At 55.5% G+C, this 21,893-nt stretch carries 11 protein-coding genes; 8 read left to right on the forward strand and 3 right to left on the reverse strand.

Going from position 1 to position 21,893, the window contains the following annotated elements; genetic code table 11:
* Positions 1-49 precede the first annotated feature (49 nt).
* The 3 genes from RB_RS03645 to RB_RS03655 are packed head-to-tail and all read left to right on the forward strand — an operon-like array spanning position 50 to position 4,958.
* Complete coding sequence (locus RB_RS03645) at positions 50-1,057, forward strand: ABC transporter ATP-binding protein (protein ID WP_011118555.1); 1,008 nt, start codon at positions 50-52, stop codon at positions 1,055-1,057.
* Complete coding sequence (locus RB_RS03650; RefSeq protein WP_011118556.1) at positions 1,054-3,561, forward strand: ABC transporter permease; 2,508 nt, start codon at positions 1,054-1,056, stop codon at positions 3,559-3,561. The genes RB_RS03645 and RB_RS03650 overlap by 4 nt, the downstream gene beginning before the upstream one ends.
* The gene (locus RB_RS03655) at positions 3,558-4,958 is read left to right on the forward strand and encodes a hypothetical protein (protein WP_011118557.1); all 1,401 of its coding nucleotides are present in this window, start codon (positions 3,558-3,560) and stop codon (positions 4,956-4,958) included. The genes RB_RS03650 and RB_RS03655 overlap by 4 nt, the downstream gene beginning before the upstream one ends.
* A 161-nt stretch (positions 4,959-5,119) precedes the next feature.
* On the opposite strand, the gene folK is transcribed toward RB_RS03655, so the two are convergent.
* From folK to RB_RS03670, 3 genes are all read right to left on the reverse strand, one after another.
* A complete protein-coding gene (gene folK / locus RB_RS03660) occupies positions 5,120-6,103 on the reverse strand; it encodes a 2-amino-4-hydroxy-6-hydroxymethyldihydropteridine diphosphokinase (protein ID WP_011118559.1) in 984 nt (327 codons plus the stop codon).
* 114 nt (positions 6,104-6,217) lie between these two features.
* Positions 6,218-6,637, reverse strand: a complete 420-nt coding sequence (locus RB_RS03665; protein WP_231846181.1) for a hypothetical protein — start codon at positions 6,635-6,637, stop codon at positions 6,218-6,220.
* A 581-nt stretch (positions 6,638-7,218) separates the two neighbouring features.
* Positions 7,219-9,069 (reverse strand): ExeA family protein, encoded by a 1,851-nt coding sequence (locus RB_RS03670; RefSeq protein WP_011118564.1) that lies wholly within the window; start codon positions 9,067-9,069, stop codon positions 7,219-7,221.
* Positions 9,070-9,209: 140 nt separating this feature from the next.
* Between RB_RS03670 and RB_RS03675 the strand changes: the two genes are divergently transcribed.
* The 5 genes from RB_RS03675 to RB_RS03695 all read left to right on the forward strand — a co-directional run bounded on the left by RB_RS03675 (position 9,210) and on the right by RB_RS03695 (position 21,837).
* Positions 9,210-10,091, forward strand: a complete 882-nt coding sequence (locus RB_RS03675) for a class I SAM-dependent methyltransferase (RefSeq protein ID WP_011118565.1) — start codon at positions 9,210-9,212, stop codon at positions 10,089-10,091.
* A gap of 15 nt (positions 10,092-10,106) precedes the next feature.
* A complete protein-coding gene (locus RB_RS03680) occupies positions 10,107-11,573 on the forward strand; it encodes an aldehyde dehydrogenase (NADP(+)) (RefSeq protein ID WP_011118566.1) in 1,467 nt (488 codons plus the stop codon).
* A 235-nt stretch (positions 11,574-11,808) separates the two neighbouring features.
* Positions 11,809-15,060 (forward strand): serine/threonine-protein kinase, encoded by a 3,252-nt coding sequence (locus RB_RS03685; RefSeq protein WP_011118567.1) that lies wholly within the window; start codon positions 11,809-11,811, stop codon positions 15,058-15,060.
* A gap of 206 nt (positions 15,061-15,266) precedes the next feature.
* Positions 15,267-18,488 (forward strand): serine/threonine-protein kinase, encoded by a 3,222-nt coding sequence (locus RB_RS03690; RefSeq protein ID WP_011118569.1) that lies wholly within the window; start codon positions 15,267-15,269, stop codon positions 18,486-18,488.
* Between the two features lie 124 nt (positions 18,489-18,612).
* Positions 18,613-21,837, forward strand: coding sequence for a protein kinase domain-containing protein (locus RB_RS03695; RefSeq protein ID WP_164921459.1), 3,225 nt, complete (start codon positions 18,613-18,615; stop codon positions 21,835-21,837).
* Positions 21,838-21,893 lie beyond the last annotated feature (56 nt).

A 21,893-nucleotide genomic window follows, 5' to 3' on the forward strand; every position in this document is an offset into this window, starting at 1 on the left:
TTGATTCGACGCACACTGACCACCATCTCATCGAAGCAGGATCGTCATCATGAACCCCGTCATCTCGACCGATCAACTGACCATGCGTTTTCGAGGCTGCGACGCACTGCTGGGCGTGGATCTCAACATCCTGCCCGGAACCGTGTTTGCGTTGCTGGGCGAAAACGGAGCCGGCAAGACGACTCTGATTCGAATCCTCACCGGGTTCCAGAAACCGACGTCTGGTTCGGCCTCCGTTTGCGATTTCGATCCGCTGAAACAACCACTGGAAGTCCGTCGCCGGGTCGGTTACGTCTCAGACAATCCCGCCCTGTACGACTGGATGACGGTCGGTCAAATCGGCTGGTTCACGGCCTCGTTCTACCCGGATGGGTTCTACGAAGCCTACCGCGAATCGGTTGCGAAGTACGAGATCCCCGAGGACCGCAAAATTCGGGTGCTCAGCAAAGGCCAACGAGCCAAGATCGCTTTGTCGTTGGCTCTGGCGCACGATCCCGAACTTTTGATCCTGGACGAACCGACGTCTGGTTTGGACCCAATGGTTCGTCGTGAGTTCCTGGAAAGCATGATTGGTCGGGCCGCGTCGGGCCGAACCGTGTTCCTTTCCAGTCATCAAATCAACGAAGTCGAACGGGTCGCCGACACGATCGGAATCCTGCACAACGGCAAACTTCAAGCCTGCGAACCACTCAACGATCTGAAGGGATCGATGACCGAACTGACCGTCTCGCTGGACGATCCGTTGGTGGAACTCCCGACGCTTCCCGAGCCAGCCCAAACGCTACTGGAAGAAAACCAAGGTCGCCAACGCCGGGTGCTGGTTCGCCACTTCGACCCATCCATGATCCCGCACATCGAATCAGCCGAAGGAGTCACCGGGGTCCGCGAGCGAGCGATGTCACTGGAGGAGATCTTCATCGCCCACACTCGAAAAGGTTTCTTCCGGCCGGCGGATCCGCCGGAGGGGTCCCATGTGTCATCTCGCCAGTCAGATGATCCCGAGGGCGGCGGTTCGCAGTCCGATTCGGAAGTGCTCAGTACGGGAGAGCGATCATGAACAAAACACGAATCTGGCAAGGACTGTTTTGGAAGGAGGCGAAGCAGATCATTCCGCTGATTGGAATGCTGTTCGCGGTTTCTGCCTTCCTGATCTTCATTTGGGCGTCTACCTCCCAGCAACTGAACATCACACTTCGTGCCGCAGGCGACATTGTCCCGATGATCATGCCCGCGTTGTTTGCCGCGGGAGCCGGTGCGATTCTGATCAGCCACGAAAAGGAAACGCGTTCACTGCGTTGGCTGGCGTCGCTTCCGATTCCAACGCGGCCGATTGTCATGACGAAATTGGCGGTCGCTTTCGCGGGACTGATTGCAATGTGGCTTGGTTGCGGCCTCCTGAGCTTGGTCGCCGGGCTGGACAGCGGTGGTGTGGGTGAACTGTCAGAGTGGCGACAAATCCATCCTGCCTTTTGGTTTCTTCATTCGGTTTATGTGCTGCTTTGTGGTTTTTACACGGCGTGGCGAAACAAGAATGCGTTCCCAGCATTGGTGTGGATCATTCCGCTGGCTCTGCTGCCGTTTCTATTCGCCGAGATCTGGTTCGCGCTGCCGCATTCTTCGTCCATTCAGTACACCAACGTGACACAGAAGACCTGGGTGATGAGCCTGGTGACGTTGGCAGCGATTCCGATCATAGGTTGGTTCGCCTACCGAGCAGGGCTCAGGGATTTGCAAGCCGATGAGCCGGAGGTTCTCCCCACTCGAAACACATTGTCCTCGGCAGACGCTTGGCGACCACCGGATGCCCCGGTACCAACAGCGATGCCTTTTCGCGATTCGCTTGCTTCGCTGGTTTGGCAAAACGTTCACGGTTCGCCTTGGATGTCGATTGGGTTGAGCATCCCATTGCTGGCTGGTGCGATGGCATGGTTGGTCCTGACGAATCACATCGGCACGCCATCCGATTGGACCATGGTGTTGATTCAGGTTTCCATTGGGTTGGCGTTGCTAGCGGTGTCTTGGTTGGGGGTCGCGGTCTTTGCGGGCGACGGCTCCGCGACACGACTGAAGTTTTTGGCGGATCGGGGTGTCGCTCCCTGGCGGGCTTGGGTGGGCAGGCACTGGTTTGCGGTCAGCTTGCTCTCGGCAATCACGCTGTTGATCGTGGGCATCCAGTCCTTTTTGGGGACACCGCAAAGCTATCATTCAAACGAACAGCCTTTGATGTTTGAGGTGTCTTTGTTCACGCTATTGGCAGTGTTTGCCATCGTGTATGGCGTGTCACAATGGACCAGCCAAGTCGTGCCGATGTTGGCGGCGTCTGCGTTCCTGGCTCCGGTGCTATCACTGCTCGCGCTACTGATGCTATCCATCGCGGGGGTGGGCAACGGCGTTCGGCTGGGGTGGTTGCTCCTGATCACGACGCTTCCATTTGTGGCCACCTGGTGGACGATGCGAGACTTTATGGATGGAAGACGAGGTTGGAAGTACTGGTCGACGATGGTGGTCGCAGCCTTGCTATTCTCCATCTTGCCAAGCATCCCCGTCTGGATTGCGAAATCACAGTTCCCGGGCATGCCCGAAGAACGCGTCGCGGAACTGTTGCCGGAAGCAAGAAGGCTTAGCAAAGGGAACTCCACGAACTTTGCCTCGATGCGGATGGGCGATCTTGATCTTCGCGACGACTTCTCAAGCGCGCTGGGAGATGTGGATGGCGAAACCGCAGTGCAACGGTTCCATCAGCGAGACTACACGTCGCCGGACACCTGGATGGTGATCGGAAATCAAGACGACATACCGCTGAGGGCCGACACCTGGATCATTCAAAACAGCTTGGAGATGGCTTCACTCGCCAAGCTGCGATGGAAGCAGAATCCAAATGAGACTTCAAAAGAGCAGTTCGCCGCTTTCGTTGATCGATTGACCACGGCCGCCCAACGGTTGCGACTGAGCGGCCGCTGGTTCGACCAAGAGATGGCCGACTATGTGGAAGAGTGGCTGGTCACCAATCTATCGGGCGAAGCCATGCAGCCGCTTCAGTCGGAGCCGTTTTTTCAGCGGGCGGCGGAACAAGTCGCAGCGTTTGACGACCGACAATCGGCTCGCCGGCGGGCATTGCTGGTGAGCTGGCACCTGGATCTCGAACTGTCGGAACCCGGCCAATGGTATGGCGTGAGTGCAAATGACGATTGGTTTGCTCGTGTTCCAGCGAATTGGCGAGCGGCCATTGTGCAAAAAGGTTTCGGCGCAGTGGTGGATCAGTGCTTGCAAATTTTGGAGAAGCAAAAGGTCGGCGGCGATCTGGAACCCGAGTTCCGAGCACTGCATGAATTGCTGGGGCGGCCCGGTGGCGACTTTGAAACCGGGCCCTACAGCGACAATGCGAGCTCCGCGAAAAACACTCTGCATCCTCGTCGGTTCTATGGTTATCCCGCGGTCAGCTGGTTTGAACCCTGGGAGACGGAAGGGCAGGAAATTTGGCAGCGTTCGCAAGCCAAAACACAGGGCGAGATCGAGACAGATTCCGAATTGAATGTCCCCACTGAGGAGGAAGTCCAATGAGCCAACGAGCATCTGATTTTCGATATCGCCTCTGGATGTGGTGCCCACCGATCCTAGTTGTCCTGGCGATCGCCTGGGGTGTGGGGCGAGAGTACTGGGCCAAGGGCGAATACCGTTCCGTGGTCAACGAAATGGCCGACAGCGGTGTCCCCATCACCACCACCCAAATTTACGATCGGTACACCGCCGCAGAAACAGACGAGCAATCAGCGGAATGGACCGAGCTATTTGATGCCGTGACTGCATTGCGAGAAATGTCGCGTGACTCGGTGGAAGGACTGGATGACCTCGTACCGCCAGATGAATCCTGGCCAGCCGAACCGTTCGCTGCACTGATGAGCAAAGAAGCTCAGCCGCTCATTCAAAAGCTCGAAGACCTGCTGAAAAGTGACGCTCCAATCCCCGGCGAAGTAACGTTTTCTTCGCGTCGCCTGTGGATGTCAGGCAGCAACTACGGCGCCATCCCGGAGCTCCTGGAGGACGAGTTTCAAATGGCATATCACTCCGGCGACACGGAACGTGCCATTACGCTGGTGCGACAATGGAGCCAGTTCATTGAACTGCTTGGGCAATCGAACGGGTTCCAGGCCTGGTCGCAATGGAGTTTGTCGAAGCGTTGGCTTCGCCTGGTTCGCCAATCGGTCACTCATGCATTCTGGAATGAGGAACAACTCACTGAACTCGTTGCTTTGACGAACGAAATCCGGGGCCCCGATCTCGACGAATGGAATGAATCTCTGTTGTCGGGCTTTGTGGCTTGGGATCCGCTGCAGGATAAGGGGTCCTGGGTTCGATTCACCGATCCTGACCTGCGATCTATACAACCGTTCGGAGCATCGGCGATTCATGCGATGGCGGCTCTGGAATGGATGCAGCCGCGCGACGCCACTGAATCCGATCGTGGCGGACGACGTGATCGCAATAGCGCTCAACAGAAACGAAAGACGGAACAAGCAATCATCGATGGGTCACGTAGCTTCGTATCCGTGCCCTTCGCAACGCTGAATCGCTGGATGCGACAGGACTGGGATATCTCGAGCGCATACGGAATTCAGCAGAATGACAATTTTCGCGATTCCACCAAATGGACGCTGACGGCTATCTATATGCGGAAATACCAAGTTGAGAACGGACGTTTTCCTCGATCGTTGGACTCGTTGCGATCGGCGGGAGCGGACGATCGTGATTGGACACTCAGCACCGGAGAACGCCTAGGATACCGAGCCGATGATGGATCGCAGGAAGAGGATCAAGCTATCGCGGTCTTATGGACCGACGATAAAATGGACCAAGGCGAGTTCAGTGAACCCGGGGTTGGACGCATTCCCTATAGCGAGCGGAAGTGGGGGGCCGGTCGCGCGGAAAATTATGAGATCTGGTTTGACCGAAACATGTAGACAGGCTCAGCATAGAACAGTTGTTCCCAACTGTTTACGCGGTGGGCGAAACCATTCGGCGGTTAGGTGCGGGTGGGAGAGAAGGTTGGGGGTGGAGGACTGCTCGGCGGTGCGTCGTGCTCAGACGGAACAATTAGGGACAGTTGTTCGGCACTGGTGACTCACCACCAGCGGCCGTCGTCCGTGGTGGGGTGGATCTCGCATCGCATGGAATCCATCGCGGAGGCGAGCTCGCCGATGGCCCAATCCAGGTCGTCAACTTCCAATCGGTATTCGGGCCACTTCCATCCGGCGGGCCAAATTTGATGCGGTGCCGGCCATCGATCTTTCTCGGTTGTGTGCTGGATTCGAGCGAGCAACCTGGGCAGACACTGCGACGTCGGCGAAGTGTCTTGGTCAATCTCCTTGGAATCACGCAGTGCCAATGGCGGATCGGCCGCGACCCATTGCTGCAAACCCTTTGCCGCATCGGGGCGATTTGGATCGATGACCGCGATTCCGTGTTCGGAAGACAAACGCTGGCAAATGATTTGTCGAAGCTTTGAATCTCCGCCCACCAAAGCGATGGATGGCACGTCCGCAGCGATATGATCTCGCAGGTCCCGAATTGTCCAACCAAAACGCGGGTCGCAGAAGTCGGCGGCGACATCGCAAGCCGGTTCCAAGACGAATCGTCGGGCGGTGTATCGAGGATGCGGAACGACCAATGCTTTCGCCGAACCGGCCGGCCCGCGACCGCCGATCAGACCGCGGCGCCCAGCTGTGCTGGCGGAACCTGCTAGGCGACCGTGAAGGACAACGTCCAAGTCGATCACGCGGGCGCCCCAGCGAATCAAACGCTTGCGGCCCAGGTCGATCTCGAGATGTTGCAGCACGTCCAAGACTTCCGCCGCAGACGCTTCTGTCGCAAACGCGGCGACCGCGTTCAGAAACGGTGATTGACCGCCGGGGCCGCCGATTGGTGGGGTTTCGAATAGCCGGCTGGTTCGAAGTCGTTGAACAGGTTCTTCGGCGGAACCGCCAGAAAGATCTGTACAAGGTTCGGCGATGACACCCGACTCAGCCACCCGACGTGCCGCTTCGGCGATCACGACGCGGCGGTCACCCAGGTTCGATCCGAAGCTGATGAGGCACTGCGTGGGCATGAACGATTCAGCGAATATGCGAGGCGAGGAAGAGAATGCTCGCGAATGATAGCTGGAACCCGCTCAGACACCAACGATGGCGATACGCCACATTGGATCGATCGTACGGCGATGTCAGCGTTGCATCGGGACCGCGGTGGTCCATTCGGGAAGTTCAGTCGCTTCGGAGGTGATGCCCAGCACGATCGTTGAAGAGTGCTGCGATGCTTTGCCGATCAGCAGACACTGCGAAAGCTGAACGCAATCGGTCAATCGTTCTCGCTGAAGTGTCCGTTCGCAACGACGAACGTGCCATTTGTTTTGCAAGGTGCTCCACCCAACGCCCTTCGCCGGTGCACACCAATCCACACGCAGACGAGGCATCGCGGATCGCTCGCCCGATTCCGATTGATGTGACGCGTTGGCTTCTCGCCAAGCATGACCCAACGCCACAAAGAAGGCCGGCTGAAGTCGCAGTTCGTCTGGCGTGACCAAGACCAACGTCTTGCCGTATCGAACGGCTTGTTCAACGGTTCGATGGAGCAAAGTTCGCAAAGTTTGATCCGGTTTGAACATTGACCACGTTGGGATTCAAAGCCCGAGAAATGATTCAAGCTTGATCAACAAACCGCGTTGGATTCGAGACGGATCTCGTTGCCATCGCGGTGAAATTAGACGACTCGGGAATGCGAGTCGTCGACATTGGATGAGTGGGTGGGGTGACGAGGCAGGTGCGATCGTCGTGGGGTTTATTTGGGCCGGCGGTGGTTCAGTGGTGTCGGAACCGGGGCTGACGTGCGTCGGCTAGTGCGATGTTGTGTTTAATCGGGGCTAACGCCAATTGGCACTTACTTCACCCTCCCTCAGGGAGGGTCGCCCGCTTCGGGCCGGGGAGGGCGAACCTAAAACCCGGTGTGCAGCCCTCCCCTCGCTTCGCTCGACCCTCCCAGGGGGAGGGTGAATTTGTAAAGTAATTGCCATTGGGCTAAGGCCCGTCGGCTGATGTGGTGACTCATTCACCGCGGCTAACGCCGGGCGGCTGATATAGGGTCGGTTCAACCGTGGGTTTGCCGGGTGGCGTATGCATCAGCCGTGGCTCAGGCTGGACGGCTGATGCAATCAATACATTCGGGTGATCAAGATTGTGGCGAACGCATCTTGGCCAACATCGCTTGGAAGTCGACGGCAACAGGACGTCCGGCGGACAAGTCCGCGGATTCGTTGTGTAGTGCTGCCGTTTCGACTTGCACGTCGTCTTCGATGACCAGCATGTCTCGGTCGTCATGGTTGACGGCAATGTCATCGCCATCTTCTTCCATCCATAACACGGGAGCCGAGGCTGCCATGGCGGATTGGTTTTGCATGGCACCCATGTCTTCCTCGTCGCAGATCTCGTCTGAGCAGTTGGCTTCATCGCCGACCAACGCCAGTGGCGAGTTGGCTGCACCACGCATGCTAAGGATCTCCTCATGCAGCGAGGTTTCCAGGTCGGAGGCCACTTCGTCATGCTCGGCGATTGACTCGGCCGTTGCGGTCAACGAATCAGCGGTGGGTTTGATTTCTTCTTCGTCATCAAACTCGCCAAACAATTGATCCGCCGTTGGCGTGGCTGCGATTGGTGTCTCGACCAGTTCTTCCGCGTCGCTTGTTTCAGGCAATTCAGCGGCCAGAGCCGAACCGATCACGTCGGAGACCATTTCGTAGTCACCTTCGTAGGACTGGCAGTCGATGCTCAACGAACCAAATTCAATATCGCCAGCGGATGCGTCGCACTGCGCGGTGGCTTCTTCGCAAACGAGTTGCTCGTCGATCATTTGCTCGTTCGATTCAGCAGATTTGAGCTCGTTTAGTTCGGCTTCCGCCTTCTCGCTTTGGCACTGGCCAGTGCTTTGGCAGGCTTGGTCTTCGCACTCGGATGTGCTGCAAGCTTGGATGTCGCACTGGGGGGCCGCCGTCGCGACGGGAGTTTCGTCTTCTTCTGGCAAAGGCTGGTCGTTCCAGCGGCGGCCGTGGTCGTTGGATTCTTCGAACTCGAACGACGCGGTGGCTGGTTGGTCTTCCGAAGCGGAGTCATTCCACGTCGAATCGTCGAGAGCACCAAATTCAACGTTGGATACTTCCGCACTTGGAGCAGCCATTTCTGGTTCTTCCATGACGGGGCTGGGCAGTTGTTGCAACATCGCCCAAGCGCGATCGACGATTTTGTTGTCGATGATGCTTTGATTGAGTGATGCGGCACAGTCGATCGCCGCGGTCATCATTTGGTTGATCAAGCGAGGCGTTCCGCTGCAAGCCTGGTGGATCGCACGAATCGCTTCGTTGGTGATCGCTTCGCTCGGGTTCGATCCGCAGTTTTCGATGACGCGGCGCACATAGGTTTGTGCTTCGTCGCCATTGAGCGGGTGCAGGTAGCATCGAGTCGCGACGCGTTGCACGAGAGCTTCCAGCGATGGCAATGCCAGGGTCTCGTCCAACTTTGGACCGCCCATCAGAACAGCGCTGACGCGAGGTTGGCCTTCGCTCATCGTGTTGGTGATGATGCGGATGGTTTCCAGGACTTCCGGCGTCAACGCTTGAGCTTCATCAACCAGCAACAACAAGCCGGGGAATTCCGAGGTGCTGCGAGCAAGTCGCTCGACCAAGGCAAACTGAGGGTCTTCGTTGGGCGCCAGCGGCGTCGAGTGAATTCCCTGAACCCGGTTGAGGCGAGTCAGCAGGTGTCGTTGGAACAACAGTGGGTTGTCCAGCATCGCGTCGCCAAACACCACGACTTCGCGGCGACCGGAGAATTGCTTGAGCAACAGTTGGCACAGCATCGATTTGCCGACACCGGGCGGGCCGATGACCAGCGAAATTGCTTCCCAGGCTTCAATTGCACGTTGGATTCGCTGCAGTGCCTCGTCCTGCGAGCCAACTGGAACGTATCGCTCCGCGCTGGGGAAGGGTGGGAATGGAGGCACGTGAAAAGAGTGTTCAACCGAAGACATGGTCGAAGTTTCCTTGGCGGAACAAGTGGGAGAATGCGGACAAGCCGTCTAATCGTTACAGTCGTCACCCAGACCGCAGGGTCTGAAGAAAATTTCATCCATCTCTGACGAATTCACCTCATGCCCCCTCGATTCGCCCCGTGACAAAGAGCACCGAATCCCCACGTTCGCCGAAGAAAAACTCAGTGAAGAGCAATTCCGCGAAAGAGACTCGAGCGTCAAAGGCACGAAAGCCTGCCTCGACCGCGACGATCGATTGGTACGACCGTCCTCAGTACTTTGACATGGTGTTTCGTGACGAAACGGCAATCGAAATGGCATTCCTTGACGAAGCGTACCAGCGATACGCGACCGGAACCGTTTCGCGAGTGTATGAACCCGGATGTGGCAGCGGTCGTTTGGTGGCCGCCTCAGCAGCCCGCGGGTATGACGTCGTCGGTTTGGATAACAACGACGCAATGCTCGCCTATCTGCGGCGTCGATTGCAACGTCGAAAATTGTCTGCCGAGCTCATCAACGGTGACATGACCACGCATGTTTGTTCGCCCGCTGTGGATGCCGCGTTTTGCACGTTCAACACGTTTCGACACATGATGGACGAAGCGTCGGCGACCGCTCATTTGCGATCCGTCGCGGAATCGTTGCGTGATGGTGGGATCTATGTGCTCGGGTTTCACTGCATTCCTTTGGACGCCGACCCGGACTGCATCGAACGATGGAAAGCTTCCCACGGCGGGACCAACATCAGCGTCACACTGAAGGTCATTGATTTTCAAAGACAAAAGCGGCGTGAAACTCTTCGGGTGTCTATCAAGGCAACTCGAAAGAACGGAACCGTCGAGCGAGTTCGCAGCGAGTTCCCGTTGCGGCTTTACACTCCCGCCCAAGCCTTCAAAATGCTGGAGTCCGTCAGCGACGTGTTTGAAATCGTCGGCGTCCATGACTTTGATTACGAGATCAAAGAGCAGCGAGAAATGGATGACGACCTGACCGACGCTCTGTTTGTGCTTCGAAAACGATAGCCTTCTTTAACGAATGTGATCATGGATTGTTTCCAAGCCACCTGTGCCGCGAACGGCGAGCTGCTTCCTGGCGAATTTGCGGAGGCGCCTGCGAACCAAATTGACGCCGCGTGCGAGCGTGCCGCGGACGCCGCGTTGGAACTTCGCGAATTGTCGCCTGAACAGCTGAGTGAGTTTCTGTCGGCGGTGGCGGCGGAAGTTCGATCACGCCGATCAGAGATCGTCGCTCGTTGCGAGCTGGAGACGGGCTACATCAACGCTCGCGTGGAAGGCGAGTTTGATCGAGCGACCGGGCAATTGGATTTGTTTGCTCGATTGGCAGTGGAGCGTCCTTGGGATCGAGTGACATCCGAGCCCGCGGATCCGGCTCGAAAACCGTTTCCCAAACCACGGATGACACGGCGATTTGTCCCCGTGGGACCAATCGCCGTGTTTGGTGCCTGCAACTTCCCACTGGCGATCTCAGTCGTCGGGAACGATTTCGTTTCTGCGATCGCGACTGGCAATCCGGTGATCGTGAAATCTCACCCCAGCCACCCGGGCACCTGCGAGTTGCTGGGTGACACGGTCAAAGAGGTGGTGAAGCGGATGGGGTTCCCCGCGGGGACGTTTGATCTTTTTCACGGGAGGAGTCCGGAAACGTCGATCCGCTTGATTTCGCATCCCGCCATTTCCGCGGTCGGTTTCACCGGCAGTCCACAAGGCGGGCGGGCTCTCGCCAAGGCGGTCTTGGAACGCGAAAACCCCATTCCCATTTTCGCAGAACTCGGCAGCACCAACCCGGTGTTCATTGGCCGAGATGCGATGGCCGCACGGGTTGGAACGATCGCCGAAGGTTTTGCTGCTTCGCTGAGGTTTGGCAACGGTCACATGTGCACCAAACCGGGTGTGGTGATTGTTCATGAGGCGGATGCCGACGCGTTCGTCGAGGCGACTTGCAAGACATTCGCCAAACAACCGAACTTGCCCATGCTGAGCGGTCCCGTGGCGGATGCATTTGACCGCGGTATTGAGCAGCTGCAATCCGCCGCCGACGTGGAACAGTTGTTTGTTGCGGAAGGATTGGATGGCGAAGGCCCGTGGCATCGCGGGGCTCACTGGTTTGCAATGAGCGCTGAAACAGCGATTCGCGACGGTTGGCTGCACAGCGAAACGTTCGGCCCGGTTTCGGTCTTGGTGCGGTGTCCAGACGAAGAGACAATGTTGCGGGTTGCGGGCGAATTTCATGGGTCGTTGACCACGACGTTGCACACCGAAACGTCTGATAATGATTTCGCAATCGACTGGCTCAAGGTATCCGAGCGTTTTGCCGGCCGAATCATTCTCAATGGCTGGCCGACCGGAATGGAGATTGGGGCAGCGACGCAGCACGGTGGTCCGTTTCCTGCCAGTCTTGACGGTCGCAGCACATCGGTCGGTCATGCCAGTTTGGATCGTTTTGTGCGCCCGATTTGCTACCAGAATTGGCCCGAAAGTCTGTGACGTTGCGATCGCCGTTTTCGCCTGCACTCCAATTGTCGCCCTTTCCAACCCTATAGATACCGTGGTCGACAGTGGGTGAGCCGGATTCCGAGCGTTTGGTAAATCGGAATCGTAGAACTGCCTCGAACGAGGCTGCTTTCTCGGCGAAAACCTGGTGAACAGACTAGGATGCGATGCGACGTTTGATACCATTGTTGCTGCTTCCCATTCGAGTCTTTGACTGGCTCCAAAATTCGTGCCACGCCCCAACGAAGATCCAACCGAAGTTCGTTCTTCGATCTCCGCTGAAATCGTTGCCAAACACATCGGCGACTATCAAATCGTCCGAACGCTCGGCACCGGCGGGATGGGCGAAGTCTATTTGGCTCGGCACACAGAAACGCATCAGGAAGTCGCACTGAAGGTGTTGCGACACCATGTAGCGGACAACCCACGTTTTCGACGTCGGTTTGAACGTGAAGCAAATCTGATCCAAACGTTGGACCATGATCACATCGTGCCGCTATTGGATGCCGGTGACGACAATGGCTCGCCCTATTTGGCGATGCGGTTTGTCGACGGTCAGACCCTCGCGGATTTGATTCTCGAACAGCGTGGAATCGATGATGCGGAACGCTCAGGAGTTGATTCTCAGACCGACACGGCCATTCTCTCGCATGCATTGGTAACGCCCGATGACAGCGGGAAATCATACGAGTTCATTGCAAACGCCATCGCTGATGTTGCTGAGGCGTTGCACAGTGCTCACGCAAACAAGGTGATTCATCGCGATGTGAAGCCGTCGAACTTGATCATCGATCGCGATGGCAAGTTGTGGTTGATGGACTTTGGGTTGGCGTTTTTGGAAGACGATCAAACCGCATTGACGATGACCGGTGATCTGGTTGGAACGCCGGCTTACATGAGCCCCGAGCAGACCATTGGATCTCACTCCGAGGTGACGCGTCGATCGGACGTCTACAGTTTGGGAGCGACCCTTTACGAATGGGCAACGTTGCATCGTCCGTTCAGTGGCAACCGGGAACAGGTGTTGGTCAACGTCGCAAACGGAAGTTTGGCGACGCCTCGCAGTCTGCGCAATGATTTGCCCGTCGCATTGGAAGCGGTCATTTGCAAAGCGATGGCACGCTCGCCCGAAGGCCGATATCCGACCGCGGCGGATTTCGCCGAAGACCTGCGACGTTTCGCGGCTGGCAAGACCGTCAATGCGAGAATGCCACGTTGGAGCGAACGTTTGTTCCGATGGAGCCAGCGAAATCCGATGGTTGCGTTGGCGTCCTTCATCGGTGTGGTCGCCACGATTGTCGCTGTCTTGAGCATGCAAGCGATTTACTCGGGCCAATTGGTTCTGATCAATGAACAACTTGAAAAGAGCAACGATGATCTGATCGCTTCGAATTTGCAGTTGGAAGCCCGCGAGGCGGAGCTGAGCAATCAGCTATTTATCTCGGACATGTCGCTCGCGTTCAACGCTTTTTCGGCCAACAACCTTTTCACAACCAAGCAGTTGGTTGATAAGCACCGGACGCAAGCATCTCCTTTTGGGACCAATCGATTTGCGTTTGAACTTTTAAATTACCTCGCCTCTCCGCCATCTTCGACCTTGCTGACTCAGCATGATTCGCCGGCCACCGGGATAGCTGTTTCCAATGATGGGAAGCTGCTGGTGTCTGCTGGTGAAGACGGCTCAGTTCACGTGGTGGACCTGCAGACAAACCAACGATTGCACCAGTACCAATTGCCGGGGCGGCTCGATTGCATTGCCATCAGCCCTGACAATCAGTTCTTTCTAACTGGGCTGAACGAGTCCATTGGGTTTTGTCCAATCAAGGTCTACCGAATTGATACCGGCGAGGAGGTCTTGGGGTTACTGGGACACTGGCATTCGATGGAGTCGGGAACCTTTTCATCGGATGGCAAATTGATCGCGACGGCGGATCGATATCGACAGGTGCAGGTCCACGATATGGACGGCAAGGTTGTCAAATCACTGGACGCGACGACTCGGAATGAATCTTTGGCATTCCTCGAAGATAGCCATCGGTTGGTTTATGTGTATGAACGCGAACCGCAACGTGAACTGCGCGTGTTGGATTTGGAAACCGGCGAGCACACTGTCATTCCCACCGACGTGACGGTGGCGCAATTCGCTTTCTCTCAGCCGCAAGGGAAGGAGAAAGCTTTCCGAATTGTGGCACAAGGGTATGGTGCTCTTTCTGTTTCTGACTTTGGGCAGTCAGCTCCGTTTGTCGAATTAGATTCGTTCAGTGCCACGTTCCGTTGCGTTGCAATCAGCGGTGATGGGAGCTTGGTCTATTCAGGAACCGATGAAGGGTCGGTCTATGTTTGGCGGTTGAGAGACCGAGACCATGCCAACCAGTTGTTCCGACCATTGGTTGTTCCTGCCGCGAACGGCCGGATCTACGACATCGTCGCTTTGCCGGAGCAAGCGACGACGCCGCGTTTTGTCACTGCGGCCGAAGATGGCAAGGTGGTTCTTTGGGAAACCGAAGAGAAAATGCCGATTCGGCCAAGCCATCAGGATGTTGCATACCGGAACACACGAACCATGGCGATTGCGACGCCTCACCAAGGTTCATCGGACGTGTTTCTTGCACTCACAAGTGGGAGAATCGGTCACTACAATCCGCGGATAAATTTGCATGGTATGTCGGTTATCACGCAATTCTCTCGAAAAGAATCGATTGAGCTTGCTGTCAATGAAGACGCTTCGGTGATCGCGTTATGCTCGGATAAAGAACTGAAGATCTACGACGTCAAGTCGACCAGGCTTGTGAAGACCGTCCCCAGTCCTGATCTGGAACGGTCCTGCCGCGGCATGCAGTACCAGGAAGATCGACTTTACGTTGTCTACACGGATGAAGTGATTGTCTACAAGGTTCCAGACTATTCATTGGCTGGTGTGATCAAACTTCCGTCTGACAATGCCAAAGCGATCCTTCCGATGCCAATGGATCATTCGCTTTTGGTCGTGACGGACAGGGCACTTTGTCAAATTGAGGGAATGTCTGCGAGCCTTTACGAAGAAGCTCAAACCGCAGCGGACCACTATCATCGCGTCGCGATTGATTCGCGTGGCAAGCAAATGGCGATCATTCGAGCCAATCGATTGATCGAGGTCCGTTCGATTCCTGAAGGGGAAACGATCGCCGTGTTGCGAGGCCACGTTCAAAGGCCGAGCGATTGTCAGTTCCTAGACAATGACCAGACGGTCGCCACGACTAGCGAAGAAGGGCTCATTCGATTCTGGGACATCGCCAGCGAACGCGAAATGGGAGCCATCGTCGCGGGCAAAAGTTCACACAATCGGCTTCACTATTTCAAAGACTTCGACATGTTGCTTTCGACTTCGCCCGATACTCCAATTGATCTTTGGGTGACCAATCGAAGTCAAACAAGTCTCGCCTCCGAGGAGCTGACGGAGAAAAAAGGAGCGAATGAAAAAGACATTGGTCTTGTGAGATAATTCATTCGCGATTGGAGTATCTTAGAGGTCCGGGACGATCAAACGTTTCGCGTCAACCTTCGCTCGCACGGAGGTGCCGTTTGTTGAGTTGAGCAATCGGCATCGACAATCCCGGCCGTGTTGTCCGCCCGGTGTTCAATGTTTGTGCAATGAACCATTGGTTATCAAGCACTCCCAAGCCTTTGATTCATTGAGTTCAGCACGACGTGAGTTCCCGAAACGATGCCCCCACGGAAGCCGTCCGCGTCGAGGACGATCAGGCAGACTCGTCGTCCCAACACTTTGGTCGCTATCGGGTCGTTCGGACGCTCGGCACCGGTGGCATGGGCGAGGTTTATTTGGCGGAGGATGCTGCGACGGGCCAGCAGGTCGCCCTGAAGTTGTTGCAACATCGGGTTTCGAAACAGTCCCGGATGCGGCGACGTTTCGAACGCGAAGCCAACCTGATTCAAGAACTTCGGCACGATCACATCGTTCCGCTGATGGAATCCGGTGTCGAGGAAGGCACGCAGTACTTGGTCATGCGCTACATCGATGGGCCGACGCTCGCCGATCGCATTTTGAAAGCCAATGGCGACCATGATTCCGGTGAGTTCTCGGTCGACGCCGGACACGGTGGCGGATCGCATGATGCTAAAGAAGATGACGTTGCGATAGCGGCAGATTCTTTTGAGCTGATCGCTCGATCAATCGCCGACATCGCTGATGCCTTGCAGGTTGCTCATGACGAACGAGTGATTCACCGAGATATCAAACCATCGAACTTGATTTTTGACCGAGATGGCAAGATTTGGTTGACTGATTTTGGGTTGGCACTGATCGAGGATCAAAACACGGCGCTCACGCTGACCGGTGATATTCTCGGCACGCCGGCTTACATGAGTCCTGAGCAGACGATCGGATCGCAAACTGATATCACCCGTCGGTCCGATATCTACAGTCTTGGAGCGACGTTGTACGAATGGGCGACGCTGCAACGCCCCTTTCAAGGCAATCGTGATCAAATCTTGGCCAACGTTGCCAACGGAAGCCTTGCGACGCCAAGAAACGTTCGCAGCGATCTGCCGCGGCCACTCGAAGCTGTCATTTGCAAAGCAATGTCGCGTTCGCCCGACGCCCGTTACTCCACCGCGGCGGAGTTCGCACAGGATCTCCGCAGGTTTGCCGAGGGCAAGTCGGTTCATGCAAAAATGCCGGGCTGGCCCGAACGTTTGGTGCGGTGGAGCCGTCGCAACCCATTGGTCACCTTGGCAACCTTGATCGGTGTGATCTCTCTTGTCATGACCGTGTTGGGGATGCAGGCCATGCATTCGGAGCAACTCACGCGAGTGAACGAAAAACTCGCGGAGAGCAACGATGAGCTGATCGAGACCAACCTGGAACTCGAATCTCGCGAAGCACAGTTGCGAGAACAACTGTATGTGTCGGACATGTCGTTGGCATTCCAGGCTTACAACGGACACAACCTGAAGGCCACCAAGGAACTGCTTGACAAGCATCGCCCGAAACCTGAGGAACGCGGTTCAAACCGATTGGCTTTTGAAATCCTCGATTACCTAATCACTCCTCCGCCATCGAAACTTCTGACCCAGCACAACTCGCCGGCGACTGAGGTCGCCCTTTCGCGGAATGGGCAAATTGCGATTTCGGTCAGCAAAGACGGCGAGGTCCATGTGGTCGATTTGCAATCGGAAAAACTCACCCATCGCTACAAGCTGTCCGGACGTCTCGACGCGATCGCGATCAGTTCTGACAACAAACATTTTCTGACTGGTCTGAACGGCGACGTCGGATTCAACTCGATCACGCTTCGTGAGATCGCAACAGGAACCGAGACGCTTGGATTGCTCGGGCATTGGCACAACATCGAGTCCGCCGCGTTCTCATCCGATGGAACACTTTTCGCGACGGCGGGCCGCTATCGCGATGTTCAGGTTCATCGTTTCGATGGGACGGCGGTAAAAACGGTTTACGGCGGCTCACGCAATGAATCACTGCATTTCGCGGGCGAAGGACATACGCTCGCCTACGTGAAAGAGGTTGGCAAGCAGCGTTTGCTGCATGCCGTCGACCTCGATACCGATCAGGAAACTCGCGTTCCGGTTGAAGGTGAAACCACTCATTTTTCCATCGTGCAGCCAGCCGGTAATCCCTATCGCACGGTGGCTTTTGGCGAAAAGTATATCAAGGTCGCAGATTCCACCAACGAAAGACATTTCGCACAAGCCATTGCGTTCGATGCGCCAATTCGCTGTGTCGCCATTTCTGCTGATGGTGAAGACGTCTATGCCGGAACCGATGATGGGGTGGTCTACGCGTGGACGCTGACCAACCGAACTGAGTTTGGCAATTTGCCGCCGCCGATGATCTTTCAAGCGGCGGAAGGTCAAGTCACCAGCATTCAGGTGGTCCCCACGAGCGACGAATCGGTACGGATCGTGACAACCGCAGAGGATGGCCAGGTTCGGATTTGGGATTTGACCGACAAGTTGCCGGTTCGTCCAAACCCTATGGGACGCACGTTTGTGACGGCTCAAGTCATCAATTTGTATTCTCATCACGAGCGACCATTCGATGTCTTCCTGAAGTTGGAGGACAATAGTGTTTGGCATTACGACCCCAGACGCGATTTGAACCGAATGCTGCCGATCAAGTGCGAATTGAAAGAATGGGGATTTCAGTTTGGCTGCGATTCGGATGCGTCAAAAATCGCCATCGCAAATATCGAGGAAGTCGAAGTCCGCGACGTGGCGTCGTCTGAGTTGCTTGCTCGGATCACTCCACCGTACGAAAATGAACCGATCAGCGATGTGAAGTTCGTCGAGGGAAAACTATGTGTCTTGTTGACCAAACAGTTGTTGGTTTACGACACGTTGGACTATTCGCTGATTGAAACCCACGATCTTCCGAGCGACAACAACAGTCTGTTGCTGAATATTCCGAACAGCGACGCGTTGATGATCCAAGCATCCAACATGCTTTGCACCTACGAGGATTCGATTGTCTCCGTTTTCGAAAAAGCATCCACGACAGCGGTGCGATACGTGCGAGTTGATTTTGATGCCCTCGCCAGCCGGGTTGCGGTGGTCTTTGATAATCGATTGGTGGAGGTTCGCAGTTATCCTCAGAACGAGACGGTCTCGGTGCTGCGAGGGTATTCCAAACCGATCGCTGACAGCGTCTTTCTAGACCGCGGACGAACGCTCGCCACAACCGGTGAAGAGGGATTGATTCGGTTCTGGGATTTGTCGAGCGAACGCGAAATGGGAATGCTTCCGACTGGGCAGCACTTGGGAAACGATCTGCACCTTTTGGGTGACACCGATCTCTTGATGGTCACCTCGAAACAATCACCTGCGGAACTGTTACTTACCAAACAGTCTCGGGCTAGACTGGCCGAACAACGGCGGGCGATAGGATTGGATTGATCCAACGGGTTCGCCGAAGCCGTTGAGATCAACCTAAGTTTTTCTCTGCTCACAACGGTTTGTCCATCGTTGAATTTTGGATCGACCAAACGCCCTTCTTCCGCTCACACTTTGTTTCGCACTGATGGTTCAGCACGACGTGAACTTTCCACCTGATGATCCAACGGAAGCTGTCACGACGGGAGTCGATGACCAAGACGGTCAACGACACTTTGGCAAGTACCGCCTGCTCAGCACGCTGGGAACCGGAGGGATGGGCGAGGTTTATTTGGCCGAAGATGTGGAATCGGGCAATCAAGTCGCGTTGAAGTTGCTCCGCCAACAAGCGTCGAGTCGACTTCGTTTGCGCCGACGTTTCGAACGCGAATCGGTTGTCGTCCAAGAATTGGAACACGATCACATCGTGCCGTTGCTCGATTCAGGGATCGAAGACGGTACGCAATACTTGGTCATGCGGTACATCGACGGTGTGACGCTGGCAGACCGGATCTCTCATTTGAGTGGCGAGAACATTAACGACACGGCTTCGTTCTCTTCTGGCATGCTGAACGGAACGACTGATCGTCCAGCAGGCGACGACATTGCCGGTCTCGAATCTGATTCGTTCGAGTTCATTGCTAACTCCATCGCTGATATCGCCGATGCTTTGCAAGAAGCCCACAACAATGGCGTGATTCACAGAGACGTGAAGCCGTCCAACTTGTTGTTCAGTAGCGATGACAGAATCTGGCTGACGGATTTCGGATTGGCATTCACGGATGACGAAAAGACTGCGTTGACGGTCACCGGCGACATTCTCGGCACGCCCGCCTACATGAGTCCTGAGCAGACGTCGGGTGTATCATCCAACGTCACCGCACAAGCCGATATCTACAGTTTGGGTGTGACACTCTACGAATGGGCGACACTTCAACGAGCGTTCAGCGGTACGCGGGAGCAGATCCTCAATCAGGTCGCTCTGGGCAGTCATACTCCTGCGGGCAAGTGCAGGACTGATTTGCCGAAACCGTTGCAGGCGATCATTGGGAAGGCGATGGCGGTTTCACCAGAACGTCGTTACGCGACGGCGTCTGAACTCGCTAGCGATTTGCGTCGGTTTGCCAACCACCAAACGGTGTCGGCGAAGCTGCCCGGGTGGAGTGAGCGATTGTTTCGTTGGAGCGAACGCAATCCGATGGTAGCGCTGGCGTCTTTGATCGGAATGGTGACCACAATCATCGCGGTGATTGCCACAATCTCGATCTATTCCGGTCGTTTGATGAGCATCAACACAGCTCTCGACGCCACCAACGAAGAACTTTCGCGAACCAACGTCGAACTTGCCACCAGTGAAGAAGAACTGCGGCAATACTTGTACGTGGCGGACATGACGTTGGCCTATCAAGCTTATGCGTCGCACAATTTTGTCGAGGCCAGAAAGTTACTTCAGAAGTATGCCCCGAAGAAGGACTCCTCCCGCGATGAGTCGATGGCGCACGCGAAGCCGCATTTCGCTTGGCAATTGCTCGATCGACTGACAAAAGAACAGCCATCTGCTTTGCTCACGACGCATGATGGCAAAGCGAATGAGGTGGCCGTTTCCAACGATGGGAAGCTGGTTCTTTCCGTCGGCGAAGAAGGGCAGCTACATGTGATTGACCTCGAAAAGCAAAAGGTCCTGCATCGTCATCAAGTCGGCAATCAACTCAATGCCGTCGCGCTCAGTCCTGACAATCAGCGTTTTGTCACGGGGCTCAACGGCAGCCTTGGTTACAACTTGGTCGTGGTGGGCGACGTGCAAACTGGTGAGGTGGTGGAGTCGATGGTTGGGCACCAGAACACGATTGAGTCCGTGGCGTATTCGCTAGATGGCCAATACGTTGCCTCTGCAGAACGATATCGCAGCGTGCAGATTCACAACATCGAGGGTGAATTGGTTGAACGCTACGAAAGTGACACTCGAAATGAATGCCTGGAATTTATCGGGGACCACTGGAACGTCGCTTTGCTCGAAAACCCAGAGGACACTGAAGCGCGAGTGTTTGTTTGGGACAAAGATACGGAGAAGACCTATTCGTTGCCAACCATCGTAGCGCCCTCTTCGTTTGCCTTTTCACGACCGTTACGCGAAAGCGGTGAGCTGCGTTTGGTCACCTGCAATTCCGACATGGTTCAGGTGGTTGACGGCAAAGAACGTGAGTTGGTTGCGTATTTCGAAGATATTCCAGGCCGGATCCGCTGCGTCGATATCACGGATGACGGTCGTTATGTCTGCGCAGGAGTGGATGAAGGAATGATCCTCCTGTGGGATCTCTACCAAAGAACTAATGGGAAGAGACTCATTCATACCCATGTGATTCAGGCGAGCGAGAAGGGGATCTCGAGCATCAAGTTCGTGGCGAGCGATCAGGGTGTCCCGCGAATCATCACATCGAGTTTGGATGGGACAGTGCGTTTGTGGGACGCATCGGACCTCATTTGGAAGACGCCAGGCAGCGATCTTTTCGCGAGCGAACAGTATCGGCTGCACAATACTTACACACCAAGTCAAGGCGATTCCAATGTGTATGTTCGATTCCGTGGCGGCATTGTCGGGCACTACAGTCATCAGTCCGGCGTCGACGACATGCGACGCATCGGAAACTACCCTTGCGAAGCTGGACTCGCGATCGCTCTCGCTCCTGACGGGCGGCGGATGGCAATTGGCAGTTCGAACGGGGTTGTGATTGCGGATTCGATCACGGGCGAAGTTGAGACGACGATTGCCCCGCCTGAAGCAGAGAAAACCTGCCGAGGTTTACTCTTCTTCGACGATTTGCTCGTCACGCTTTTCAACGATCGAATGCTCCTGCATCTCGCCGACGACTTATCCTTTGTGGACGAGTTCGATACGGAGGACGGGAATTTATTGGAGCTTTGTCGCGTTCCCAATGAAGATACCTTGATCGTCATGGGGGCAAGCCATCTCTACCGTTTCGCCGATCAGAAGTTGTCGTTGTTGGAACGTGTGGATGAGTCCGAAGCGTACGCGGGAATTTGCTTTGATTCCAAGGGGAAGCAATTGTTGACGTCACATCACAACCGCGTCATCCGAATTCGGTCCTATCCAGAGCTCGAGCCCATCGCAACTTTAAAAGGGCACCGTCACAACGCGATCGACCATTTGTTTTTGGATGACGACCAGACGGTTGTGACATCGATGGTTGACTCGACGATCCGGTTTTGGGATTTGAAAACTGAAAGACAGTTCGGGAACGTTGGCCTTGGGAAACCTGCTTTTCATAACCTTCAATTCATCAAAGAGAAAAACGCGATCTTCGCTGGTCATACGGATTCACCCGCCATCGTGTTGAGTGCATCGGCGGAATAGCTTTGTTGACGCACCGGGCGGCTTGCGCCGCTCTGCTAAGAACTGGGACACGATTC

Source organism: Rhodopirellula baltica SH 1 (assembly GCF_000196115.1).
GTDB classification, from domain to species: Bacteria; Planctomycetota; Planctomycetia; order Pirellulales; family Pirellulaceae; genus Rhodopirellula; species Rhodopirellula baltica.